The organism is Maritimimonas sp. 2205BS37-2 (assembly GCF_056591755.1).
In genome coordinates, this window is record NZ_JBWQOI010000002.1 from 1 (window position 1) to 25347 (window position 25347).

At 32.5% G+C, this 25347-nt stretch carries 20 protein-coding genes; 12 read left to right on the forward strand and 8 right to left on the reverse strand.

The window, feature by feature from the left end:
* Positions 1-138 precede the first annotated feature (138 nt).
* The 3 genes from AC1EUU_RS07380 to AC1EUU_RS07390 are packed head-to-tail and all read right to left on the reverse strand — an operon-like array spanning position 139 to position 2276.
* Positions 139-1044: an SDR family oxidoreductase gene (locus AC1EUU_RS07380; protein ID WP_480200770.1), complete on the reverse strand. Its 906-nt coding sequence runs from the start codon at positions 1042-1044 to the stop codon at positions 139-141.
* The gene (locus AC1EUU_RS07385) at positions 1044-2042 is read right to left on the reverse strand and encodes a potassium channel family protein (RefSeq protein ID WP_480200771.1); all 999 of its coding nucleotides are present in this window, start codon (positions 2040-2042) and stop codon (positions 1044-1046) included. The genes AC1EUU_RS07380 and AC1EUU_RS07385 overlap by 1 nt, the downstream gene beginning before the upstream one ends.
* A 6-nt stretch (positions 2043-2048) precedes the next feature.
* Entirely contained in the window at positions 2049-2276 is a 228-nt protein-coding gene (locus AC1EUU_RS07390) for a PspC domain-containing protein (RefSeq protein ID WP_480200772.1), read from the reverse strand.
* 114 nt (positions 2277-2390) lie between these two features.
* Here AC1EUU_RS07390 and uvrA point away from each other — a divergent pair, with 114 nt between their 5' ends.
* From uvrA to AC1EUU_RS07420, 6 genes are all read left to right on the forward strand, one after another.
* Positions 2391-5219: an excinuclease ABC subunit UvrA gene (gene uvrA / locus AC1EUU_RS07395; protein ID WP_480200773.1), complete on the forward strand. Its 2829-nt coding sequence runs from the start codon at positions 2391-2393 to the stop codon at positions 5217-5219.
* A gap of 48 nt (positions 5220-5267) precedes the next feature.
* Positions 5268-5993, forward strand: coding sequence for an LOG family protein (locus AC1EUU_RS07400; RefSeq protein ID WP_480200774.1), 726 nt, complete (start codon positions 5268-5270; stop codon positions 5991-5993).
* Between the two features lie 451 nt (positions 5994-6444).
* A complete protein-coding gene (locus AC1EUU_RS07405) occupies positions 6445-9261 on the forward strand; it encodes a gluzincin family metallopeptidase (protein WP_480200775.1) in 2817 nt (938 codons plus the stop codon).
* Between the two features lie 346 nt (positions 9262-9607).
* Positions 9608-12022 (forward strand): alpha-ketoacid dehydrogenase subunit alpha/beta, encoded by a 2415-nt coding sequence (locus AC1EUU_RS07410; protein ID WP_480200776.1) that lies wholly within the window; start codon positions 9608-9610, stop codon positions 12020-12022.
* Positions 12023-12106: 84 nt separating this feature from the next.
* Positions 12107-12760, forward strand: coding sequence for a tRNA (guanine-N1)-methyltransferase (locus AC1EUU_RS07415; RefSeq protein ID WP_480200777.1), 654 nt, complete (start codon positions 12107-12109; stop codon positions 12758-12760).
* 128 nt (positions 12761-12888) lie between these two features.
* Entirely contained in the window at positions 12889-13635 is a 747-nt protein-coding gene (locus AC1EUU_RS07420; protein ID WP_480200778.1) for a murein L,D-transpeptidase catalytic domain family protein, read from the forward strand.
* Here AC1EUU_RS07420 and AC1EUU_RS07425 read toward each other — a convergent pair.
* Together AC1EUU_RS07425 and AC1EUU_RS07430 are read right to left on the reverse strand one after the other, a co-directional pair.
* On the reverse strand, positions 13613-15292 hold the full coding sequence (locus tag AC1EUU_RS07425; protein WP_480200779.1) for a L,D-transpeptidase family protein: 1680 nt from the start codon (positions 15290-15292) through the stop codon (positions 13613-13615). The genes AC1EUU_RS07420 and AC1EUU_RS07425 overlap by 23 nt on opposite strands.
* A gap of 94 nt (positions 15293-15386) precedes the next feature.
* Entirely contained in the window at positions 15387-16658 is a 1272-nt protein-coding gene (locus AC1EUU_RS07430) for a DUF2851 family protein (protein WP_480200780.1), read from the reverse strand.
* An 84-nt stretch (positions 16659-16742) separates the two neighbouring features.
* Here AC1EUU_RS07430 and AC1EUU_RS07435 point away from each other — a divergent pair, with 84 nt between their 5' ends.
* Positions 16743-17480 (forward strand): hypothetical protein, encoded by a 738-nt coding sequence (locus AC1EUU_RS07435; protein WP_480200781.1) that lies wholly within the window; start codon positions 16743-16745, stop codon positions 17478-17480.
* 91 nt (positions 17481-17571) lie between these two features.
* On the opposite strand, the gene AC1EUU_RS07440 is transcribed toward AC1EUU_RS07435, so the two are convergent.
* Positions 17572-18933, reverse strand: coding sequence for a pyridoxal-phosphate dependent enzyme (locus AC1EUU_RS07440; RefSeq protein WP_480200782.1), 1362 nt, complete (start codon positions 18931-18933; stop codon positions 17572-17574).
* 51 nt (positions 18934-18984) lie between these two features.
* A complete protein-coding gene (locus AC1EUU_RS07445; RefSeq protein ID WP_480200783.1) occupies positions 18985-19980 on the reverse strand; it encodes a glycosyltransferase family 2 protein in 996 nt (331 codons plus the stop codon).
* A gap of 165 nt (positions 19981-20145) precedes the next feature.
* Between AC1EUU_RS07445 and AC1EUU_RS07450 the strand changes: the two genes are divergently transcribed.
* Genes AC1EUU_RS07450 through AC1EUU_RS07460 form a run of 3 tightly spaced genes read left to right on the forward strand, consistent with a single transcriptional unit; the run spans position 20146 to position 21369 of the window.
* Positions 20146-20712, forward strand: a complete 567-nt coding sequence (locus AC1EUU_RS07450; RefSeq protein ID WP_480200784.1) for an RNA polymerase sigma factor — start codon at positions 20146-20148, stop codon at positions 20710-20712.
* Positions 20713-20722: 10 nt separating this feature from the next.
* Positions 20723-21139 carry a hypothetical protein gene (locus tag AC1EUU_RS07455; RefSeq protein ID WP_480200785.1) on the forward strand — a complete coding sequence of 139 codons (417 nt, stop codon included), beginning with the start codon at positions 20723-20725 and terminating at the stop codon, positions 21137-21139.
* A 17-nt stretch (positions 21140-21156) separates the two neighbouring features.
* A complete protein-coding gene (locus tag AC1EUU_RS07460; RefSeq protein ID WP_480200786.1) occupies positions 21157-21369 on the forward strand; it encodes a hypothetical protein in 213 nt (70 codons plus the stop codon).
* Positions 21370-21371: 2 nt separating this feature from the next.
* On the opposite strand, the gene AC1EUU_RS07465 is transcribed toward AC1EUU_RS07460, so the two are convergent.
* Positions 21372-22037, reverse strand: a complete 666-nt coding sequence (locus AC1EUU_RS07465) for a uracil-DNA glycosylase (protein WP_480200787.1) — start codon at positions 22035-22037, stop codon at positions 21372-21374.
* Positions 22038-22086: 49 nt separating this feature from the next.
* On the opposite strand from AC1EUU_RS07465, the gene AC1EUU_RS07470 reads away from it, so the two are divergent.
* Positions 22087-24282 carry an endonuclease MutS2 gene (locus tag AC1EUU_RS07470; RefSeq protein WP_480200788.1) on the forward strand — a complete coding sequence of 732 codons (2196 nt, stop codon included), beginning with the start codon at positions 22087-22089 and terminating at the stop codon, positions 24280-24282.
* Between the two features lie 155 nt (positions 24283-24437).
* The gene (locus AC1EUU_RS07475; protein WP_480200789.1) at positions 24438-25346 is read left to right on the forward strand and encodes an OmpA family protein; all 909 of its coding nucleotides are present in this window, start codon (positions 24438-24440) and stop codon (positions 25344-25346) included.
* Position 25347 lies beyond the last annotated feature (1 nt).

Genomic DNA, 25347 nt, shown 5'->3' on the forward strand with positions numbered 1-25347 from the left:
CGTTTAAATCATTAAGTAAAGACCGTGCTTTTCCGTTCCCAAATTTGGGAGCTGCAAAGGTACATCAAAAAACATTTCTGGCAAATATTTTCGAAATAAAAATTATTAACAAAAAGGAAATAATTAGCTCACCAATTCTCAATCAATATTATCGAGCTGATTCTTAAAGAATTGCAAGCGTTCTTTAAAAGTATATATAGGTAGTTCTAAACTATTTTTTGACTTCGTTAAATCAAATCCCGTTTTAATCGGACGTGGTGCTCGCTGATTTAGCTCTTCAGTTGACACTCTTTTTATATATGATTTATCAAGATTAAATACATCAGCCACATCAATGGCCATATCATATATACTTAATAATTCATTAGATGAGACATTAAAAATGCCTTTAGCCCGTTTTTGAATTGCTAACAAACAAGCTTCGGCCAAATCATCCACCAAGGTAGGTGTTCTAAATTGATCATCAATTATTGTTACTACCTTTTTATTAGTTACCGCATCGCGAATCCATAATACAATATTATTACGGCTCATTCCTTTGACGTAACCATAAACCAAAATAGTTCTTAATATGGTATAATCAATTTCTGATGATAGCAACACTTCTTCTGATTTCAATTTTGATATACCATAATAGTTAAGTGGATTGGGCACATCATCTTCTTTATATGGCCCATCTTTTCCATCAAAAATAAAATCTGTAGATATATGTATAAGGTGTGCGTTTAAGTTTTTACAGGTTTCAGTAAGATGCTTCACCAACTCAACATTGATCAAATCACAGGCACCCTTATTATCTTCGCAAACATCTACATGCGTCATAGCAGCTGTATTGACAATAAAATCAGGTTTAATTTCCGAAAGTAAACTTTTTACACGTGAAAAATCTACAAGATCTACATCACAATAACTATAATTATTACTTGATATATTTCTATCATCTCCACGTGATAGCGCATAAATCTTATAACTATAATTGCTTAATAAATTCACCAATGTTTGACCAAGCAAACCATTGCTTCCAGTAACAACAATTTTATGCATTATAATATGGTGTTGAGTTTAGCGATTTGTTCTGCTTGCCCCAACAGAATTAATTTAGAGTCTGGCACCAACTGAGTATCTGATTGCGGATTTACAATATATTCATTCTGCGGAGTTTTGAATCCTATTATGGTACAACCTGTTTTTTTTCTAAAATCTAAATCGCGAATAGACTTTAATTTATATTCATCTGGCAAGTCTTCAATTGCAATTTCTTTTAAACATGTAGAATTATGTGCATCGACAGCCAGCATATCAACAAACTCAACAATATCTGGTGTTACCAATAGTGAAGCCATATGATCTCCACCTATTTTATCAGGCATTATCACGTTATCTGCCCCAGCTATACGTAATTTAGAGTCTGACGAATCATTCGAAGCTCTACTCACAAGTGTTAAATCTTTATTAAGCTGCCTCGATGATAATACTACATACAAATTATCTGCATCTGATGGTAGCGTAGAAATTAAACTCGCAGCCTTTCTTATACCGGCTTTTTCAAGTACTTCATCTTTCGTTGCATCGCCTTTAATATATAACAACTGCTTTTCTTCTAATTCTGTTATACGAGTTTCATCATTTTCAATTACCACCAAAGGCATATTAAATTTATTAAGCTTTACAACCGCTTGTTTTCCATTTCTTCCATAACCACACACGATCGCATGTTTCTCTAAATGCTGAATTTTTTTTTGCACTCTATTAAATTTTAATTTCTCAAATAATCTACCGCTAGCAATATATTCTGTTAATACCGATGCAACATACCCTAAAGTAATAGCACTCATTAAAATTAAGAAAATTGTGAATAGTCGCTCTTCTTGACTTAAAGGATGAACTTCACCAAAACCAACTGTAGTAATGGTAATTATTGTCATATACAAGGCATTGATAAAGGTGTCATTAGACAAATACATATAGCCTGCAACTCCAATAACTATAACTAAGAAAAATAGTAATAGCGCCTTATACAATTTTGATTGAAATACGTTCATAGCTATCTACAAATCAAAAACCGAACTTCTTTTGGTATAAATCATATCTTTTAATTTTAGTAAGAAAGCTAATGTAAGATAAATACCAAACCAAAATCCTAAAGTAATAAAAGAAATATAAATAAAAAATAAGCGTACGTTGGTCACTCGCATCCCCAATTTATCTGCTAATCTGGAAGACACATCAAATCCTCGCTTTTCAAAAAAATGACGGATTGAATGGATGACTCTCACTTCTTGTAGAATTAGAGCGCAATTTAACTATTTCTTTAATAATACTTTAAACAAGATTAACAAATTTTGCTTACAATTCAATACCTTTGTGGTTTGCCAATTTTTTAATGATATATGATCGCAGAACAAGAGTATATTGAGGTACAAGGAGCAAGAGTTCACAACTTAAAAAATATAGATGTAAGAATACCTCGCGAACAATTAGTAGTTATTACAGGACTAAGTGGTAGCGGTAAGTCTTCATTGGCATTTGACACCATTTATGCCGAAGGGCAACGTCGGTATATCGAAACATTTTCGGCTTATGCCAGGCAATTTTTAGGCAGTCTTGAGCGTCCAGATGTTGATAAGATTGATGGGCTTTCTCCGGTAATTGCTATTGAGCAAAAGACCACAAGTAAGAATCCAAGATCTACGGTAGGAACAATTACTGAAATCTATGATTTTATTCGATTGCTCTTTGCTAGAGCATCTGATGCCTTTTCCTACAACACCGATGAGAAAATGGTGAGTTATTCTGATGAGCAAATAAAAGATCTAATCTTAAAAGACTTTAATAATAAAAAGATCGTTGTTTTAGCGCCCATTGTAAAATCGCGAAAAGGACATTATAGAGAACTATTTGAGCAAATTTCTAAGCAAGGATTTGTTCGGGTTCGTGTTGATGGAGAACTATTAGAAATTGAAAAAGGCATGCGTCTTGATCGTTATAAAACCCACGATATTGAAATTGTGATTGATCGTTTAAAGATAGATAGTAATGCTGATAAACGTTTAAATGAAACAATTAAAACAGCAATGTATCATGGCGAAGGTGTTTTAATGGTAATTGACCATGAAGATACAAGTAAGGCTCGATTTTTCAGTAGAAATTTGATGTGCCCTTCAAGTGGGATATCTTATCCTCTGCCAGAGCCTAATACCTTCTCCTTCAATTCTCCTAAGGGCGCTTGCCCTAATTGTAATGGACTTGGTAACGTACGTGAAGTAAATATAGACAAAATCATTCCTAATAAGTCAGCTAACATCTATAATGGCGGATTGGCTCCTTTGGGTGACTATAAAAATTCATGGATCTTTAAACAACTTACTTTAATTGCCGAGCGATATAAATTCACGCTCAATACTCCTATAGAAAAAATCCCTAAAGAAGCTTTAGATATTATTTTATATGGTGGCAATGAAAAATTTGAGATCATATCAAAAGATGTTGGAATAACCCGTAATTACGAAATCGATTTTGAAGGAATAATAAACTTCATTTCTAATCAATATCACAATACTGACTCTACTTCCATCAAACGATGGGCTAAAGAATATATGGATTCTAATATATGTTCTGAATGCCATGGTTCCAGATTAAGAAAGGAGGCCTTACATTTTAAAATTGACAATTATAGCATAGCAGATTTGGTAGCTATGGATATTATTCAGTTGGCTGAATGGTTTCGAGATATTAAAACCAAACTTTCTGAAAAACAATTGATCATATCTTCGGAAATCTTAAAAGAGATCAACGCTCGCATACAGTTTCTATTAGATGTTGGATTAGACTACCTAACATTAAATCGAAGTTCTAAAACACTCTCCGGAGGCGAAGCACAACGTATTCGTTTAGCGACACAAATTGGTTCTCAGCTCGTTGGAGTACTTTATATTTTAGATGAGCCCAGTATCGGTTTACATCAACGCGACAATCAAAAGTTAATAGACTCATTGCAAAAACTACGTGATATTGGTAATTCTGTTTTGGTAGTTGAGCATGATAAAGATATGATAGAACATGCAGATTATGTTATTGATATTGGTCCAGAAGCCGGGCGTCATGGTGGTGAAATTATTAGTAAAGGCACTTCTAAAGAGTTACTATTAAGCGATACACTAACAGCGAATTATTTAAATGGAAAATTAGAGATAGAAGTTCCTGAAAAACGCCGTAAGGGTAATGGTAAAAAAATTATTCTTTCTGGGGCTACGGGTAATAATTTAAAGAATATTACTGCTGCCTTTCCACTAGGCAAAATGATCTGTGTTACCGGAGTTTCCGGTAGTGGTAAATCTACCTTAATCAATGAAACTTTGTACCCGATTCTCAATCAGCATATATATAAATCCGTAAAAAAACCATTACCTTATAAAAGCATTAAGGGGTTAGAGCATATTGATAAGATTATAGAAATAAATCAATCGCCAATAGGCCGAACACCACGATCAAATCCGGCTACTTATACCGGAGTTTTTAGTGAAATACGAAGCTTATTCTCAAAAACACCCGAAGCCATGATACGTGGATATAAACCAGGACGCTTTTCTTTTAATGTTAAAAATGGGCGTTGTCCTACTTGCGAGGGCGGCGGTGTACGCGTTATTGAGATGAATTTCTTGCCTGATGTTTATGTTGAATGTGAAACCTGTCAAGGTAAGCGCTTTAATAGAGAAACTTTGGAAATTCGCTATAAAGGAAAGTCAATTTCCGATGTTCTCAATATGACAATCAATGAAAGTGTAAAGTTTTTTGAACACATTCCTAAAATATATAGAAAGCTCAAAACTATTCAAGATGTTGGCCTGGGATATATTACCTTAGGGCAACAATCTACCACCCTATCTGGTGGCGAAGCTCAACGCATTAAACTTGCATCCGAGCTATCTAAGAAAGATACCGGAAATACATTTTATATATTAGACGAACCCACCACAGGGCTACATTTTGAAGATATTCGTGTACTCATGGAAGTGCTAAACAAACTTACCAATAAAGGCAATACCGTATTAATTATAGAGCATAATCTTGATGTAATTAAACTCACTGATCATATTATTGATATTGGACCTGAAGGAGGGAAAAATGGCGGCGAAATTTTATGCGAAGGAACACCCGAAGAGCTTATAAAAAACAATAAAAGTTATACTGCTAAGTTCTTAAAAAAAGAACTACATTAGTTATTTGTTTAACCTTCCTGTCGACTGACAGGATTTAAAAGAAGAAAAATGACGAACGATTCGAAAATAAATGAAGAAAGAAAAATATTAGAAAAACTTCAGCAAAAAACTTGGAATGAGATAAAGACCAACGATTCATGGGCTATCTTCAAAATCATGTCTGAGTTTGTTGATGGTTATGAAAAGCTTAGTAAAATTGGACCTTGTGTTTCAATTTTCGGTTCAGCACGCACAAAACCAGATCATAAATACTATAAACTGGCAGAAGAAGTTGCTTATAAATTAACTCAAAGTGGATTTGGGGTTATAACCGGAGGTGGTCCAGGGATCATGGAAGCTGGTAATAAAGGTGCTAATAGAGGAAAAGGTACTTCTGTAGGTTTAAATATTGAATTACCATTTGAACAACATGACAATCCATGGATTGATAGTGATAAGAACCTAGAATTTGATTACTTCTTTGTAAGAAAAGTAATGTTCGTAAAATACTCTCAAGGTTTTGTTGTAATGCCTGGTGGTTTTGGCACTTTAGATGAGCTTTTTGAAGCGATGACACTAATTCAAACTAAAAAAATTGGTCGTTTCCCAATAATACTTGTTGGTTCTGAATTTTGGGAAGGATTGCTTGATTGGGTAAAAAAAGTACTTATCGAAAAATATAGCAATGTAAGCCCAGAGGACTTGAATTTATTTAGAGTGGTAGATACTGCCGATGAGGCTGTTGAACACTTTAATAGATTCTATGCTAAATATAGCTTAAAACCGAACTTCTAGATTTTAAAGGGTTTCAAGAAAATGACCGCAAACTTTCTCATGAACATGTTTCTAACCAATGTTCATGTTGGGGTTTAAGATTTATATGTTTTTCTTGAAACTCTTTATAACAAAACCAATACTTTAACAACATAATATTGACGATCTTAAATCTGATCTGTTTATGTTTATTAATTAAAAGTAAAATGGAGTTTAACAAGTATTGAATCTTATTTGCTAAATCAATAAAAATTGTGTGAAGAATAAACTTTTAATGGAGATGGAAGTCAAATTATTAAACAGAACTATAGTTATAGGCGATTAAGTATTAAGCAAAAATAATTACAGCAATTAAAAATGTTATGAAACGTAATGTTTATTATTTTAACGCAACTAATCTGTCAAGTGACATCTATTATATATCTTTAGCAAATTCTACAACTCCAAGCCCTATAAAATTTATTAAGATCCGTTGACAAGAATTATACTTATCATATCGGCTTACACTTGGACCCTATTCTCTTGTTTCTCTCAAAACGATGAAGTAAAAATAGAGGCTTATCTAAACATGCAATCCTATGAGCTAGAGATCGAGCAGCGAATAACTTATTTTAATAAATCTAATAAAACATTAGATACGCTTTATTTACTTAACTGGCCGAATAGTTTTTTAGGAAGAAGAGCACCTTTAGCAAAGCATCTTATTGAAGATTATGATAAAAGTCTATACTTTGCTAAAAGAAAAGATAGAGGGCATAATACCATTAAAGAAATATCAGATAATACTAAACCGCTAATGTGGTCAGTTGGGAAATACACACCAGATATTTTAAAAATTGTTTTAAATAGAAAATTGCTCCCAAAAGATTCTATTGTTATTAACGCCTCTTACTCAATAAAAATCCCAAGTGATGAATTCACCAAATATGGCAGAAATGGTAATATTTTCAATCTAAAAAACTGGCATTTAACACCTGCAGTTTTTGATGGAAAATGGCATTTAATGAGCAATTTGAATCTTGATGATTTTTATATGCGACCCACTAACTACAAGGTTAATTTAAAACTTAGAGAAGGCATTACTCTAAATACAGATCTTGATGTGATCTCTAAAGTTGATGCGACTCCCTACACGATATATAACCTCTTCGGAAACAATAGAGTTGACCCCGAACTTAATATTACGGTATTAAATGATTTTAAAACGTTTGAAACGGATAATCTTGAAATTCTCACCAATCTTAATAAAACTCCTTTAAAAGATAAGGTAAAAAAAGATGTTTTAAATAGGCAATTACTTTTTATTGAAGAGCATTTAGGGTCATATCCACATGAAAAATTAATGATTAATAAAATATCATATGATAAGAACCCTATCTATGGTTTAAACCAACTACCAAAAATTTTAAATCCATTTACCGGTGTTTTCGAATGGGATATTAAAATGTTCAAAGTACTAACAAAAAAATATCTAGAAAATACTTTATTGGTAAACCGTAGAACTGATAGTTGGTTATTAGACGGCTTTCAAACCTATTTAATGATGCAGTATGTAGAAAAATATTATCCTGAAATAAAAGCTATGGGTAATATTTCGAAAATTTGGGGGATGCGGAGTTATAATATTGCCAAGTTAGATTTTAATGATAAGTATCCTTTTGTATATCAATTTGCTGCTCGAAAAAATTTAGATCAAGCTTTAACCACAAGTGCAGACTCATTATCTAACTTCAATCGCAAGATTGTCAATAAATATAAAGCAGGTATCGGCTTACTCTATCTTGACGAATATTTACAGAACAATATTGTTTCTAAGAGCATTAAAGAATTTTACGATCAAAATAAATTAAAAAGTGTTCATTCTACAAAATTTAAAGAATTAATTACTGCAAAAACTGATAAAAACTTAAGCTGGTTTTTTGGTGATTATGTGACTACAAAAAAGAAAATTGATTATACTATAACCAAGGTTAAGAAAACTAACGATTCTATTGAGGTAACCATTAAAAATAAAAGAAGTTTCTCTGCCCCAATCGCACTATATGGAGTGAAAAATAGAGAAACCGTATTTAAGAAATGGTTAGAGCCAATTGATTCGATTAGTACGATAAAAATTGCTAAAGGAGATTATACAAAAATTGCATTAAACTATGATTATCAATACCCAGAACTGAACCTAAGGGATAACTGGAAAAGCTTAAATGGTATATTCAATAAGCCAGTACAATTTCGCTTTTTTAAGGACATTGAAAACCCTTTTTATAATCAAGCATTTTATAATGTTTTTGTTGATTATAATTTTTATGATGGTCTAATTATCGGGCCACGTCTTTATAACGAGGCACTATTTAAAAAGAAGTGGTTATATAAGATTACGCCTACCTATGGTTTTAAAAGTAATCAGCTATCAGGTTCATTTTCTTTGGTCTACGAATATTTACCCAATGAAACAAAGGTTTATCGCTACAGATTTGGTTTTGGAGGCAGCACCTTTAATTATGCTCCTGATCTAAGGTATACACGATTTACACCGTTTGCAGTTATAAATTTTAAGCGGAAAAGTTTACGAGATGTAGGCGGAAAAGGAGTATCCGCCAGATTTGTTATGGTAGACAGAGAAACCGACCCTAATGATGAGGATAAAGAATCAGATAGTTATAATGTTTTAAACTTTAGATTTACTTCATCTAGACCAGACATCATACAGAACATTGCTTATTCAACTGATTTTCAAATTTCTAAAAATTTCAGCAAGCTAGCTTTAGACTTAAGATATAGAAAGTTAACCAACGCGAATAGACAGTTTGATTTACGCCTATTTGCGGGCACATTCTTGCATAATGATTTAAACGATCCTGATGATTTTTTTAGCTTTGGTTTAGATAGGCCCTCCGATTATCTGTTTGATTATGACTATCTAGGAAGATCAGAAGAGTCTGGTTTTTTAAGTCAACAAATAATTATTGCGGAGGGAGGTTTCAAGTCACAATTTGAAAACAGGTTTGCCAATCAATGGATGCTTACTACAAATGGAAGTATTGGTATTTGGAGGTGGATAGAAGCCTATGCCGATGCAGGTTTTTACAAAAGCAAAGGTCAAAATGCAAAATTTAAATACGATAGTGGTATCCGTTTAAATTTTATACATAATATTTTAGAAGTTTATTTCCCATTGCAGTCCAGTCTTGGTTTTGAGCCTTCACTACCGAATTATGACAAAAAAATACGGTTTGTATTAACACTTAAACCAGCTCAAATTTATAATTTCATTAAAAGAGGGTTTTATTAAATTTTTATACATCTAAAGTTATTAAAGCGGTCTCTTCTAAAAGCATTGCTTAAATAAATTTTGAAAACAGCTTATTATCAAATACTTAATTTCAGGAAAGCTCGTAATTAATAAAAAGCAGTACCTACTTTCAAATAATTAGCGTTAAATAAATACCATAACGTCTAATCTACTTTTAATAATAAAAAAATAGAAAATCAATCATTTAACTCATTATATCATTGAATTATTCTCAATAAAAGGTTAAATATCACATCCTAATTATCATTTTGATAATTCTCCGCCTTTGTTTTTAAGTTTCTTACAAAATTTGTAGTTTTGCAGCACTTCTAAAAACGGTATTTATATGTCTGAAAAGCTAATCGATTCTCAAGAAAAACTATCTTACAAAGAATTCAAAAAAGAGATCTTAACAGATTATAAAATTGCTGTTGTAAGTAGAGAATGTAGCCTTTTAGGAAGACGTGAAGTTTTAACCGGAAAAGCTAAATTCGGAATTTTTGGCGACGGTAAAGAAGTGCCTCAGCTAGCCATGGCTAAAGCCTTTAGAAATGGAGACTGGCGTTCTGGCTATTATAGAGATCAAACTTTCATGATGGCCATAGGAGAACTTACACCACAGCAGTTCTTTGCTGGCCTTTATGCTCATACAGATATCGAAGCTGACCCCCAATCAGCAGGAAGACAAATGGGCGGACATTTTATGACACATACATTAAATGAAGATGGTAGTTGGAAAAATCTGATGAATCAAAAAAATGTAAGTGCTGATATCTCTCCTACAGCAGGGCAAATGCCTCGTTTACTTGGACTAGCGCAAGCGTCTAAAATGTTCCGAAATCTTGACAATTTAAAATCTAAAAGCAATTTTACGGATAATGGAAATGAAATTGCTTGGGGAACTATAGGTAACGCCAGTACTTCAGAAGGATTGTTCTTTGAAACTTTCAATGCAGCGGGTGTATTACAAGTACCAATGGTAATTAGTGTTTGGGATGATGAATATGGAATTTCAGTACCAGCGAAACATCAAACAACAAAAGAGAATATTTCGGAAATCTTAAAAGGATTTCAACGTGATGACAAAAATAAAGGCTACGAGATCTTTATTGTAAATGGCTGGGATTATTCTAAACTAATTGATGTTTACAATCAAGCTTCTGATGTTGCAAGAAAAGAGCATGTACCTGTATTAATTCATGTACAACAGCTTACGCAACCGCAAGGTCATTCAACATCTGGATCTCATGAGCGTTACAAATCTGCGGAGCGCTTACAATGGGAACGCGAGTTTGATTGTAATCTAAAAATGCGTGAGTGGATTATTAGCGTTTTTGAAAATGAAGAAGAAATTATTGAGATAGAAAAAAATGCCAAAAAAGAAGTAAGTCAAGCCAAAAGAACTGCTTGGACGGCATATTTAAAACCTATAAGAGAAAGGAAACAACAATTAGAGCAATTACTTGATTCTTTATTGAAATCTAGTGCTAATGCAGCTTTTATTTCTAAATTAAAATCTGACCTAAGTGCTATAGCTGAACCATCTAAAAAAGAGGTTCTTGCCATTGCTCGAAAGGTATTAGTATATCTTAGAAATGAAAACTTACCAGCTAAGGAACAGCTCCAACATTTCATTAAGTCATTCTTGAAGGAAGAATTTAAAAATTACAGCGAGCATTTATATAGTGAACATGCATCTAAAGCAACTGCAGTAAAAGAAGTTGCTCCAACCTATGACGAGAACAGTAAGCTGGTGGATGCACGAATTATTTTAAGAGATAATTTCGACACCTTGCTTAAAAAGTATCCTGAAGCGATCATTTTTGGCGAGGATGCAGGTTACATTGGTGATGTGAATCAAGGATTGGAAGGATTACAAGAAAAGCATGGGGAACTTCGCGTTGCAGACACCGGTATTCGTGAAGCAACTATTATGGGGCAAGGTATTGGAATGGCAATGCGAGGTTTGAGACCTATTGCAGAAATACAGTATTTGGATTACTTGCTATATGGAATACAGATTTTAAGTGATGACTTAGCAACTTTGCGCTACAGAACTTTAGGAAAGCAAAAAGCACCTATGATTGTTCGTACCAGAGGACATCGCCTAGAAGGCATTTGGCATTCGGGTTCTCATATGGGCGCTGTACTTCATCTATTACGAGGAATGTACATTTTAACCCCTCGAAATATGACAAAAGCTGCAGGCTTTTACAACACTTTATTGGAAAGTGATGAACCCGCACTTATCGTTGAAAATCTAAATGGTTATCGCCTAAAAGAAACACTTCCTTCGAATATTGGAGCATTTAAAACACCCATTGGTGTTACTGAAACTGTAAAAGAAGGTGAAACCATTACTGTAGTCTCTTATGGTTCTACGTTGCGAGTAGTTGAAGAAGCAGCTAAAGAATTAGCTCAGGTGGAAATTGATATTGAAATTATTGATGCTCAAAGTTTACTTCCGTTTGACATTAATCATGATACTGTAGAAAGTCTTAAAAAAACAAACAGACTTGTTGTTATAGACGAAGATGTGCCAGGTGGGGCTAGTGCCTATTTACTAGATCAAATTTTAGATAAACAAAACGGGTATCAATTTTTAGATAGTAAACCTCTTACAATTACGGCCAAAGATCATAGACCTGCTTACGGTACTGATGGTGATTATTTTTCTAAACCTTCTGTTGAAGATATCTTTGAAGGTATATACAGCTTAATGCATGAAGTTGATCCTAATAAGTATAAAAAGTTGTATTAAACTGCTTTTTTTCATAGAATTATACCAAATTTACAAGTAATTGTTTACTTTTGCCAACGCTTAAAAACTCTAATTTTTAATTTAATGATACGAGCTAAGTTTATACTTTCAGTTCTCACCCTACTTTTCATTTCATTAACTACAAATGCCCAAGACGATCAAACTCAAGAAGTAAAGGCTTCATTAAACTCAGGCACTTTAGAAAGTCAGTTTGATTATATGTTTAAAAAATCCTTTCGCTGGACAGATCCTAAAACCGGATTAAGATATAAAACCATTAAGGTAAATGATCTTTATAAGTTTAAGGGAAATGCAATTGACACTTTAAAAAATGCCAAAGCAAAGTATAATGAAGCGAATGCTACTATTGCTACTCAACGCCAAGAAATAGAGAGCTTAAAAGCTAATCTTGGTCAAACCAATGAGAATCTTACTTCAGTTACAAAAGAAAAAGATAGTATCAGATTTATAGGTATTCCGATGAGCAAATCTGGCTATAACACGATCTTATGGTCTATAATTGCGGCTTTATCTGTATTACTGGCTATTTTTATTGGTAGATTCAAGCGCAGCAACGCCATTACCATTGAAGCAAGAAATGCGAAAACTGAAATCGAAGAAGAATATGAGAGCCACAGACAACGTTCTTTAGAGCGTGAGCAAAAGATAAGACGTGAGCTTCAAGACGAGATCAATAAGCAAAAATATTCTAAACAAGATGGAAAAAAAGGTAACTAATAAAGTTACCTTTTTTTTACGATCAATCTAGTTTAGCACAATAAATTTATTTTTAATTAGTTTATAATCTTTGTGTATATCACACTCCCCCATTTTTTATATTGAGTATTAATAAAACCTTGAAATATATGAGAGGAATAGGAGTATTTTTATTAGTTATTTTATGGACGCTTTCAAACCTATCGTTTAAAGAAGTTCCAGTAAAAGTACTGCCTCTTAATACCTCAACAAGTATAAAGGTTGATAAGAAAGAAGTTTTTGAGGAATACACTACTACTTTTTATCAAAATTTAATAGACCCAAAATTAGAATTTACAGTTTTTAAAACGGCTCTAATAGGATATTTACAACTTCAAAAAGAGAACAGGCTGGCGAATGAAAAGTACTTAACTATTGTAGATTTTAGTAAGTCATCAAAAGAAGAGCGTTTGTTTATTTTTGATATTCAATCTAAGGAGCTTATTCATCAAAGTCTAGTAGCACATGGGAGAAACTCAGGGCTCGAATTTGCTAATAAGTTCTCGAATAAAGTAAATAGCCACCAAAGTAGTTTAGGCTTTTATAAAACTGCCGAAACTTATTTTGGAAAACATGGTTATTCGCTACGTTTAGACGGCTTAGAATACTCTAATAGCAACGCTAGAAAAAGAGCAATTGTGATTCATGCAGCCGATTATGCAAACGAAAACTTTGTAAAAAGAAATGGAAGACTAGGTAGGAGCTACGGGTGTCCTTCACTACCAAAAAAAGGATATAAAGAAGTTATTACAAAAATAAAAGAAGGTAGTTGCCTATTTATTTATTCGCCAAACAAAAACTATCTTTTAAAGTCAAAATTGGCTAACTCTACAACTAAGGTTTCTCCAAGTGCCTAGTCACTTTTACCTTTTTCTTATCATATATGGCGTTCATCTGCTCTAAAATAAGATGATCTTTTTTGTAAACATCATTAAAAAACACCAAGTCGTTGTTTTCATCTACACTTGCAGTAAAATAGTATAAAAATATTGGAAGCCTTTTATTAAGTTTAATTGGTTTTTCTTTTTGCATTTCTATATAACTTCTAACCGAATCAATAGTCATTTTATTCTCATCGTACTCAAGTAAATAATCCGCCAATTTTAAAGCTCCATGTACTCTTACACAACCATGACTATATGCTCTTTTTTCTTTTCCGAACAAATGCATTGCTGGAGTATCATGTAAATAAATGGCATGTTTATTTGGAAAGATGAATTTTACTAATCCTAAAGAATTAGCATTTCCTCCTGCTTGTCTCACTAGGTAATTAAACTTTCCTTGATTTATCTCATTCCAATTTAAACTTTCATAATCAACCGAATCTTTTTGATATGTAATTACTTCAAAATTATTTCGCTTAAAATATGTTGAATCACTTTGAGCTTTCACAAAAATCTCCTTCAGTGATATTTTTTTTGGTACATACCAATACGGATACGCAATAATCGTCTTTAAAGAATCTCTAATCTCGGGTGTTTGCGTTTTATATTTTCCTACTACCGTTCTATGTCTAAATTTAAACTTGTGCTGTTCGAACATTTGCAAGTCAAATGCCGGTATGTTTGCCAATAAATAATCTTCCGGGAAAGGTTCTTTCCAACGCCACCGTTCAAGATTCGCAACTAAAGTTTCATAGTGTTCGTATGGACTCTTTGATAGTGCCTTAGCTGTATATTTACCAACTAAACCATCGTCTCTTAACCCATGATCCTTTTGAAATCTCTTTAGAGCAATTTCGTAAATAGAATCTGTTGTAATAGAATCTAAATAGCGATGTAAAAGCAATGCTTTTTTTGCTTGTTGAATGGCTTTAATAGAATCTTCCCTAAAATTATTTACCAATACGGCATCTTCACTCAATGAAGATTTATCGAGAAACTCGTCCAACTTTAATTGTAGTTTTTTATATGCTCGATGCTTAGGTTGCATATCGTATAAACCACCAATTAAGTTGTTAGTTTTATAGTTGTTTAAAAGTCTATTTGAAAGATTTAAAGTAAACTTCTTTCTGGGCAATACAGTAATAGAATCTATGGAATCTAAAACACCATAGTTTAAGTGTTTTCCGTAGAGCAAGTACCAATTGGTTAATAAGACTTCTATTTCTGATGCAATACGATATCTTTCTCTCTTATTCTTTATCTCACCTAATTGCTGTCTTATAGTATATAACAATTCAATTCCATACATTTTGGGGTTCAAACCGAATGCATCTGCCTTAGTAAATTGAGAAATTACTTTTGTTGCTTTTTCATTAAGATCGACAGAATCGTTGATCCAAATGGATTTATATCCAATCTTACTGTAGAAATCATTGATATCGGTGGCAAAGGAAAGATTTACATTTTGAATGATTTTAGCACTATCTAAAGCATTAAAATTCGTTTTAAAGAAAGATTCTAATTCTTGTTTATAATTGGTATTATCAACAAAAGGAGCCTCCTTTTTTAAATCTTTAGCGCATGATAACAACAAAAGAAAAGTACCTATATATGGCAGTATTTTCTTCATAGCATTAATTTGGTTTTTCAGTTTTGGTACTATTAAATGTACAAAAAGGTTGCCAAAAATATTTTTAAAGTAAAATTTTACAAATTCTAAGAGGTTATTTTTTGAGGATATTAGCTCCAATTTGGCAAGTTAAACAAGCATGTTTTTTACAATATTCATTTTTTAATTGTAACAATGATTGCGTTTGAAGTGCGCTATTCGAAGGAATTTTTAGCTCAGTAAATTTTTCAATAACCACATTCTTTTCTGGCTTTAGTTCGGTTATCAATTTTAGTATTTCCGCTTCACTCTCTTTACCAATACTTTTTTTGTACATAAACTTTACTGGAATAACAGTATTGATTAATACTAAATCTATAAATGCTTTAGTAAGTTTTTTAGATCTTTTTTTAGCAATGGTTTCAAAAGTATAATGTGTATCCCAAAATGAAGATGCCGTAACAGAAAATAATTGATAATAGTCATCAATAGCTTTTGTTTCAACTATCTTTGAGAATAAACTTTGATGTTGATGATACAATTTGGCTAACTGTGCTAATCTAATTGTAGGAAAATTATTAGGACGCAACCGAAAAAACTGTACAGGTAATGTTTTTATTTGTATTAGTTGATATTTTTTTGACTGATACTCATAGTTCTCTTTTAGTAATTGAAAATATTCATCTTCAATTTGTTTATCCAATAATCCCGTCTTACCAAAAAATAAGGCTTCCAAAGTATTCAAATCGCTACTTTCTTTACGGACGATAGAAAAATCAGTATTTCTTGCAAATTCAAAAAAGGCAGCTCCATTAACTTTTAATCCAAAATTTTTAGCAAGCATTTGAAACAATACAGCCTCCCAATTATTATTTGATTCCTTAAGCAGGTTTTGAATTACTCTTGACTTTTCCTCTAAGCGCTCAAAATAAAGACGCTCTATCCAGTTATCTAGTGTGAACTTATCAATAGTGGATATTTCTTGTTCACAATTTATCCATTTTTGTTTATTTGAGAATAGCTTACGGTACTTATAGCGTAGATCATCATCTATAAACTTAGAAAGTTCGAGTGTGGAAACATGAGAATTATCCTTTCTAAATACGGGCACATCATTTTCCCAAACTACATGTAGTACAACATTATCATAATTATTATCGGTTTCATGTCCATGAACATACCAATCAGATGATTTTACATGTATTTCAACATTTCCCGCCCAATGCTGTTCGTTTATAACCACCTGGGCATTAAAATAATCTGGGCCAGAATTCGTGTTCTCTTCACCTGTCTTAAGAATTTGAAGTTTCTCATTTTGAGATGTTTTCAAGGATTTCTTTTGGAAGTATTGATGCTTCCAAATAAACATTATAAAATCTTCTCTCATAGCAAAAATTTTGAAATGTGATTATCTTAATTTAAGTGAATTGTCCATCTTTGCAACACTCAAAAATTATATGTAGCTAATCACATGTCAAATCAGTTAATTTTAAATAGCATAATAACTGCCTATCGGCAAATCATAGAAGAAAGATACCGATATGAACAGCTCACACAAAAATACGACTTACCTACTTCTTTGCAAGAACAACATGTGACAGAAATCAGAAATTATTTTCTAAGCTATATCTACCCTGGAATTAAAAAAAGAAATGAGTTAAATGAAGCTTTTGAAAGTCTAGACGCCTATATTAAAAATCCAACGAAACTACTTCAAATATTAGTAGATTCTACTTCACTCATTTTAAAATATGGTAGGCATTTACCGAAAATTTTTAATTCCGGAATAAGAGCTTTGCGCTCTTTTCGAGATGCTAATCGTTTTGAAAATCTACTTGTAAAAGAAGCGTGCGCTTCAAAACAATCACCTCCTTTTAGTGTTGACCTCATGAACGAGTTCATTAAAAAACTACCACGGGAAGATATTGATCAATTTATTAGCAGTACGCGTTCACTATTTGAAATCTTGCATGATAGAAAGCAGGTTCAAAAAATTATTGAAATCATTGATTTTTTAATTTCTAAAATGAAGAATAACCCAAAGGTATATTCTAAAAAAGAAATAAAAGGCTTAGAAATTGGTCATGAACTTATTAAAGAAGGTAATACTCTATTCGAAAATATTGGTAGAGAAAATCAAGAACAACTTATTGACTTTATTGTTCATGTTGAAATGACAACACTAGAAGATATTTATAATAAAGAATAAATGTGATCTTCAATGATAGCTTCTCTTTCCCAATAAAATTATTAGTTGCTTTTAAATCGATCCGTAAAGACTATAAATACTTTTGGTGTTCTTAGCTAATTACACTAATCACATCATGTTTAGTTATAATATGATATTTACCTTCTCCTAGATCTACAAGTACTGCTTCATTTTCTTTATTTATCAGCTTTGATATTTGCTCTATAGAAGCACTTTTGTTAACTATGGGAAAAGGAGATCGCATCACTTCTTTAATGGGTTTATCCGCTATGTTTTTATCTTCAAAATAAAGCCTGAATAAATCACTCTCGTCTACAGAACCTACAAAGCCATCAACATCAGCTACTGGTATTTGCGAAATATTATATTGACGCATTCTTTCAATAGCATGTGAAACTAGCTCCTCTGTTTTAACGGTAACTAAAGGTTTATCCATATGGTTCTTCACCAAATCTACTGCTTGCGTAACTTCTTCATCTAAAAAGCCACGCTCACGCATCCAATCATCATTGAACATTTTACCAACATATCGACTACCATGGTCATGAAATAAAACCACAACTATGTCATCTTTCTTGAAATGTTCTTTTAATTGTAAAACTCCTTTAATAGCGGAGCCTGCTGAATTTCCAACAAAAATTCCTTCTTCTTTAGCTAGTTTTCTAGTAAATACCGCCGCATCTTTATCAGTTACCTTTGTAAATCCGTCAATAATATCAAAATCAACATTTTTAGGTAATATATCTTCGCCTATACCTTCAGTGATATAGGGATAAATCTCATTTTCATCAAAAATACCCGTCTCATGGTATTTTTTAAATACTGAACCATAGGTGTCTACTCCCCAAATTTTAGCTTCAGGATTTCGTTCTTTTAAATATTTACCAACACCCGAAATGGTTCCTCCAGTACCAACACCTACAACAAAATGTGTTACCTTACCCTCAGTTTGTTCCCAAATTTCAGGCCCTGTTTGCTCATAGTGCGCTACAGCGTTGCTAGGATTATCATATTGATTTACATACCATGAATTTGGAGTCTCTTCACCTAACCTTTTTGAAACAGAATAATAACTTCTCGCATCGTCTGGTGCAACATCGGTAGGACAAACAATTACTTCAGCTCCCAACGCCTTTAATACATCAACTTTTTCTTTTGACTGTTTATCTGTAGTAACAAAAATACATTTATAACCCTTGACAATTCCTGCCAAAGCCAAGCCCATTCCTGTATTTCCAGAAGTACCTTCAATTATGGTTCCCCCAGGTTTTAAACGGCCGTCAGTTTCAGCATCTTCAACCATTTTTAAAGCCATTCGGTCTTTTACCGAATTTCCCGGGTTAAATGTTTCTACTTTTGCTAGCACTAAGGCATCAACCTCTTCTGTAATTTTATTAAGCTTTACCAAGGGTGTATTTCCAATAGTCTCTAAGATATTTTTAGCGTAATTCATGTTGTAAAATTTCGCTGCAAAAATAACGAATACCTATTAGATAAAAGGTAATTAACTAAACATTCTGGGAAATACCTCCTTGATCGGTTTTTGAAGTATGTTCATGTGGAAAGCCGAACGTAGAAACCCAAATCCATAACCAAAAAATTGTACAAGCGTTGTTATAACACTAAAGAAAGCAACTATAATATTTTTATTCTTTAATAAACTATCAAAGAATAACATTAAGAAATAAATACTATAAACAATTAAGAGCCATTTATGCCCAAATAAAAAGGCGATAATCGAGAACAACAGGCCTATAACAAACAAACTTGGGAACCAATAGGTGATCTTTGCAGTATTAGGATGTTGCCTGCTTAAAACCGGTCTCGCAGCACCAAAATTCAATGTCTGTCTAAAAAAACTCGGCATTGTATTTCTTCGCTTATGAAATACAGTAGCTTCCTCAATAAATTGAGACTCAAATCCGTTTTCCCAAAGTCTAAAAGCAAGGTCTATATCTTCGCCAAAACGTTGTTTTCCAAAACCGCCTATCTTATCAAAAGCAACTTTAGAGAGTCCCATATTAAAGCTTCGAGGTTGAAATTTCTTAAGGTTTTTATTTCCTCTAATTCCTCCGGTAGTTAACACGGAAGTCATTGAATAACTAATAGCCTTTTGTAAAATGGTAAATGAAGAATGTGAAGCGTCAGCCCCGCCAAAAGCATCTGTGAATTTTGATTGCAAAGCGGCATTAATCGATGTTAAGTAGGTTTTGGGCAACAGCACATCAGAATCTAAAATAATAAAATAGTTACCTGATGCTTTTTGCATTCCATAGTTTCTAGTAAGTCCTGGACCGCTATTTTTTTTAAAGAAATATTGAATATTTAATTTATCATTGAAGGCGGCAACTACTCCTTCGGAAGTTATGGTAGAACCATCTTCAACTACAATCACTTCAAAATTTTCATCAAAAGTTTGTCGAGATAAACTCCCAAGTAACTCCTCCAATTCTTGAGGACGATTATATACTGGAATAATTATAGAATAAGAGCGCTGCACTATCGCATTTGGTTTGCTGTAAAAATAGGAATTCTAATCTTGATTTTATGATTTTTAAAGTCGAACTTCGTTTGTAATGGTTTTATTAGAAATGACTCGAAGTATTGTTCGAAAAAAAAACTTCAAAAAAAAGTGCAATAAAAGAATTGCTGTACGTCTTTATAAATGAAGACCAATTTAAAAGGTGCCTTAATGGCTTCAGAAACAGAAAACGATAAACGACTTAAGACATTTTTCAATGAAGAATATCATAACCTAAAAGCTTATGTACTTTCTAAAATTGAAAACGACGTTGATCGCGATGCCGAAGATATTATTCAAGATGTAGCATTAAAGGTATTTTCTCGTAAAGAGGTTTTACCCATTAATAATATTGCTGGGTTTGTATATCATTCTATTAAGAACAAGATCATTGATACATTAAGAAAACGCAAACCTTATACAAACATTGAAGATGATTTTGAGACGCAACTATCAGAATTTATAGAATCGTTTTACGAAAATTCAGACAATTCGTATTCTGAAGAATTAAAAATTGAATTAAAGAAAGCCATTTTTAGCCTTAAGCCTCCATATAGAGATATTATTCTTGCGATCGATGTAGAAGGTTATTCGTATAGAGAATTGTCTAATGAGACTGGAATCCCAGAAGGGACCTTACTTTCTAGACGACATAGAGCGGTTTCACAACTTTATAAAAAATTAAAAATTAGAAAAGATAGTATCAATTAAAATTTAAATGATGAAAAATTATTTTAAACACAAACTAAGAAGTAAAAATCCAGCCGTAATTGTTGGTACCGTAATTTTCATAGCCTTTCTGATAACATTGTTTATTGTAGCATTCGGTTTTATAATAATGTATTTATGGAATTGGTTAATGCCTGAACTTTTTGGTTTAGTAACCATTACATTTTGGCAAGCTCTGGGTATAGGTCTATTGTCTAAATTATTGTTTGGAGGCTTTGGTGGTGACAAGGATCGTGACAAGAAAAGAAAATGTGATAACTCAAGAAAAAAGAGGGTATCATCTAAAGGTGACTTTTCTAAGTGGAAACACTATGAGGGCTTTTGGGAAGAGGAAGGAGAAAAGGCTTTCAACGATTATATACATCGTAAAACAGATAATTCTGTGCAACAAGAAAACGACTTGGAATAAAAATAGCTAATTGCCTTATGAAACTATTAATTTTAAGAACCGATATAAAAACTAAAGAGAAGGTTAAAAGAATTAAACCTATTCTCAATGAAAATTCAGTAATTCTAGATTGGTCAATTGATTTAGAAGATATTGATAATGTACTCAGAATAGAAGCGCATGATGCGCTTAATGAAGAAGATGTAAAAAAAATAGTACAGAATGAAGGTTTTTATTGTGAAAGCCTATGAAACTACCAATCAATTGCTTTCAAATTTTTACTTTTCAAGAAATCATTCGTATTTGAAAAATGCTTATTACCAAACCAAAAACCTCTATTTGCGCTTAACGGAGATGGGTGTCCGCTTGTTAATGCATAATGTTTGGATATATCAATTTTTGCTCCTTTACGTTTCGCGTAACCACCCCACAATAAAAAGACTACATTACTCTTACGTTCAGAAATTTTAGTAATTACAGCGTCTGTAAATTGCTCCCAACCTTTTTTTTGATGTGACCCTGCTTGATGAGCACGTACTGTTAAAGTAGCATTTAACAACAACACGCCTTGATCTGCCCATCGTTCTAAATTACCGCTTTTTGGATAAGGTAAATTCAAATCAGTTTCTAATTCTTTAAAGATATTGATCAATGATGGTGGATGCGCAATACCTTCGTTTACAGAGAAACATAAGCCATTTGCTTGCCCAATTCCATGATACGGGTCTTGCCCTATGATCACTACTTTTAAATCATCAAAAGAACAACGATCAAAAGCTGAAAAAATCTGATTTCCTTTAGGATAGCAAATATGTTTTTTATATTCACTTTTTACAAAATCAACCAATACTTTAAAGTATGGCTTTTCAAACTCATCACGTAAAACAGTATTCCAACTTTCGGCAATTTGAACGTTCATAATCGAGGTAAAAATAGTTACTTTGCAGTGCGTTTGTAAAAGTACAATTTTGAATAGCAAAATCACCCAAAAAACATTAAATGATCTTGAATTCAATACTGTTATTAATAGTATAGGTGACTATTGTATTTCCGATTTAGGCAGAAAAGCTATTCAAAATATTCAACCTATCTCTGCAAAGCTCAAATTACTTGAACAATTAAATTTAGTAAATGAATATTTGAGCTCATTTGAAAACGAGAATAAAATACCCAATCACCATTTTGAAGAAATTACCAAAGAAATTCACTTATTAGGTATTGAAGATAGTTTTCTGGAAACTGATGCTTTTTTAAAAATTGCTGCAATATCGGAAACCGTAAATATTCAATTAAAGTTTCTAGAGAAATTTAAGGAGTACTACTCTACTCTTTTTAAAATTTCATCGGAGGTAATATTCACCAAAGAATTAATAGAGATTATTAGAAAAGTGATTAATAATTTTGGTGAAGTAGATAGCAAGGCATCAGATCAACTTAGACATGTACGAAAAGAAATTAATACTGTACGAGCCAAAATTAGCACAAGTTTTTCAAGTGCCTTGAGCAGACATATGAACTCAGGTTACTTAGATGATATTCGAGAATCAGTTATTGAAAATCAACGTGTATTAGCGGTTCAGGCGATGCACCGAAGAAAAGTAAAAGGTGCTATTCTTGGAACTTCGAAAACTGGGAGTATCGTTTTTATTGTTCCTGATTCTACCGTTAAGCTGAATAGAGAGCTACAAGATCTTATTCATGAAGAACAGGAAGAGATTGTACGTATTCTAAAAAAGCTTACAGATGATATTCGCCCAAGTATTGAGCTATTAAATACTTACCAAGATTTTCTAATTCGGTTAGATATTATTGGGGCTAAAGCGAAATATGCTCGGAGCATAGGTGGAATTTTACCTCATATATCAAAAACTAAAAAGCTATTCTTGAAAGATGCTTACCATCCTATTTTATTAGAAAGCAATCGCAAACAAAATATTGATACCATTCCTCAGACAATTGAACTCAATGAGCAACAACAAATTATTGTAATTTCAGGGCCAAATGCCGGCGGAAAAAGTATTACTTTAAAAACCATCGGTTTACTACAGGTAATGCTCCAAAGTGGTATTTTGATTCCTGTTCATGAACGTAGTGAAGTGTATTTCTTCGACACGATTCTTTCTGATATTGGAGATAATCAATCTATTGAAAATCAATTAAGCACTTATAGTTATCGATTAAAGAATATGCGCAATTTTTTACGTAAGTGCAACGCAAATACATTATTTCTAATTGATGAATTTGGTACTGGTAGCGATCCAGAATTGGGTGGAGCATTGGCTGAAATATTCTTAGAAGAATTCTATGAAAAAGGAGCTTATGGTATTATTACCACGCATTATGCGAACTTAAAGGTTCTGGCCGATGAGCTGGATAATGTAACCAATGCCAATATGCAATTTGATGCCAAAACTTTAGAACCTACTTTTAAATTATTCATTGGGCAGGCAGGAAGTTCTTTCACTTTTGAAGTAGCTCAAAAAAATGGCATCCCATTTAGTTTGATTAATCGCGCTAAGAAAAAAGTAGAGCGCGAAAAAATTCGTTTAGATAAGACAATATCTAAACTTCAACAAGAACGCACTAGACTAAGAAAGACATCTGTTAATCTTGAAAAAGCGCAAACTAAAGCACAAGAACATACTGAAAATCTTTCTGATAAAGAAAGAAAAATTCAAGAGAAGTTAGAAAGCTTTCAAGAACTCTACGATAATAATCAAAAAATGCTTCTAATTGGAAGAAGATTTAATGAACTGTCGAATAAATATTTTCAAACTAATAACAAAAAGCAGTTTTTAACAGACTTGATGAAATGGGTGACCATTGAAAAATCAAAACGACAAAAAAAGAACACATCTAAAACCGAGAAGAAAATAGCTAAAAAACAAGAACAACAACAAAAACAAAAATTAGAAAAAGTTAAGAAAGAAGTTCTTGAAAAGGTTAAAGATGTGCGTAAAGAAAAAGCTATTGAGGCTAAGAAAGAGGCAAAACTAAAAGCAAACTACACTTATAAATTGAATGATCGTGTTAGGTTAATTGATAGCAAATCAGTTGGCGTTATTGAAAAAATAGAAAGAAATAAGGCCATTATCAACTACGGACTATTTACAACAACAACTTCATTAGAAAAATTAGAATTGGTAGAAGCCGCTAAAAAGTAATTTTTTAACGTCAAGTGACGTAAAGCTTTTTTTTGTGTCATATTCGTTAAAAGGCCTTATATTTTTGTATCTATTTAGTTTAATATTAGGAAGATATACTTGTATTTAACGGTACTTTTCTTTAAATTTAACTACTAACTAACTTAGACCGAAATATGAAAAAATTTTGGCTTGCCTTTCTGGTTTTTATACTTTGGGCTGCCATTGCCATTTTATTTCACCAATACTTGAGTAATAGTATTTGTGGTGAATGTGCAACGGCCCATACCTTAAAAGCCCCACATCACATAACAGATAAAAATGATACAATAGCTTCGGATCAAGTACCTAAAGCTACTTTTTCAATTGTAGCTTCAGATGGGAGTTCCGTTTTTAACTTTCCTAAAGGTTTTTCTTTTAATGCCTCTAGTGGCGATATTATCATTCCTGATGAATTAAGAGGATTTAAAGATTCTATTTATAATTATTTGAATGCTAATCAGAATAAAGAGCTATTGATATCTGCAAAATATTTGACCTCAGAAGTTGATAGTGAAAAAGGTATTCATTTTGGAAATTCCAGAGCCAATTTCTTAAAAAATATTCTTGTCAAAGCAGGAGTTAATCCAGATAGGATTGTTCCTAAAGCAGTATTATCTGAGTTTAGTTATGATGATAATGGAAATTATTACGATGGTATTTCATTGCTGTTTCGAAATATTTCTGACGAGCGTACTTCAGAAATAGAGGCAGGTATAACTAATAAAACGTTATATACCAATTTTGCAGTTAAAGAATTTAAACCTGATAAGACACTCACCGCGTATACCCTAGAACTCAAAAATTACTTGCAAAAATATCCAAATAAAAGAGTAATAGTTACCGGACATACTGATAGTGTAGGTGTGAATAACTACCAATGGGGATTAGATCGTGCTAACAATGTGAAGAACTATCTAATTTCTCAAGGTATAGCAGCAACTATTATTGAAGTAATTTCTAAAGGCGAAGAAGAACCTGTTGCTACAAATAGAACTGAAGAAGGAAGAGCTAAGAATAGAAGAATAGTAATAACCGTAAAATAAT

Excerpts from the sequence above, each read along its gene's own strand:
- AC1EUU_RS07380 (WP_480200770.1), bottom strand. The coding sequence starts at position 1,044 with ATGCATAAAATTGTTGTTACTGGAAGCAATGGTTTGCTTGGTCAAACA.
- AC1EUU_RS07385 (WP_480200771.1), bottom strand. The coding sequence starts at position 2,042 with ATGAACGTATTTCAATCAAAATTGTATAAGGCGCTATTACTATTTTTC.
- uvrA (WP_480200773.1), top strand. The coding sequence starts at position 2,391 with ATGATCGCAGAACAAGAGTATATTGAGGTACAAGGAGCAAGAGTTCAC.
- AC1EUU_RS07400 (WP_480200774.1), top strand. The coding sequence starts at position 5,268 with ATGACGAACGATTCGAAAATAAATGAAGAAAGAAAAATATTAGAAAAA.
- AC1EUU_RS07410 (WP_480200776.1), top strand. The coding sequence starts at position 9,608 with ATGTCTGAAAAGCTAATCGATTCTCAAGAAAAACTATCTTACAAAGAA.
- AC1EUU_RS07415 (WP_480200777.1), top strand. The coding sequence starts at position 12,107 with ATGATACGAGCTAAGTTTATACTTTCAGTTCTCACCCTACTTTTCATT.
- AC1EUU_RS07420 (WP_480200778.1), top strand. The coding sequence starts at position 12,889 with ATGAGAGGAATAGGAGTATTTTTATTAGTTATTTTATGGACGCTTTCA.
- AC1EUU_RS07425 (WP_480200779.1), bottom strand. The coding sequence starts at position 15,292 with ATGAAGAAAATACTGCCATATATAGGTACTTTTCTTTTGTTGTTATCA.
- AC1EUU_RS07430 (WP_480200780.1), bottom strand. The coding sequence starts at position 16,658 with ATGAGAGAAGATTTTATAATGTTTATTTGGAAGCATCAATACTTCCAA.
- AC1EUU_RS07435 (WP_480200781.1), top strand. The coding sequence starts at position 16,743 with ATGTCAAATCAGTTAATTTTAAATAGCATAATAACTGCCTATCGGCAA.
- AC1EUU_RS07440 (WP_480200782.1), bottom strand. The coding sequence starts at position 18,933 with ATGAATTACGCTAAAAATATCTTAGAGACTATTGGAAATACACCCTTG.
- AC1EUU_RS07450 (WP_480200784.1), top strand. The coding sequence starts at position 20,146 with ATGAAGACCAATTTAAAAGGTGCCTTAATGGCTTCAGAAACAGAAAAC.
- AC1EUU_RS07455 (WP_480200785.1), top strand. The coding sequence starts at position 20,723 with ATGAAAAATTATTTTAAACACAAACTAAGAAGTAAAAATCCAGCCGTA.
- AC1EUU_RS07460 (WP_480200786.1), top strand. The coding sequence starts at position 21,157 with ATGAAACTATTAATTTTAAGAACCGATATAAAAACTAAAGAGAAGGTT.
- AC1EUU_RS07465 (WP_480200787.1), bottom strand. The coding sequence starts at position 22,037 with ATGAACGTTCAAATTGCCGAAAGTTGGAATACTGTTTTACGTGATGAG.
- AC1EUU_RS07475 (WP_480200789.1), top strand. The coding sequence starts at position 24,438 with ATGAAAAAATTTTGGCTTGCCTTTCTGGTTTTTATACTTTGGGCTGCC.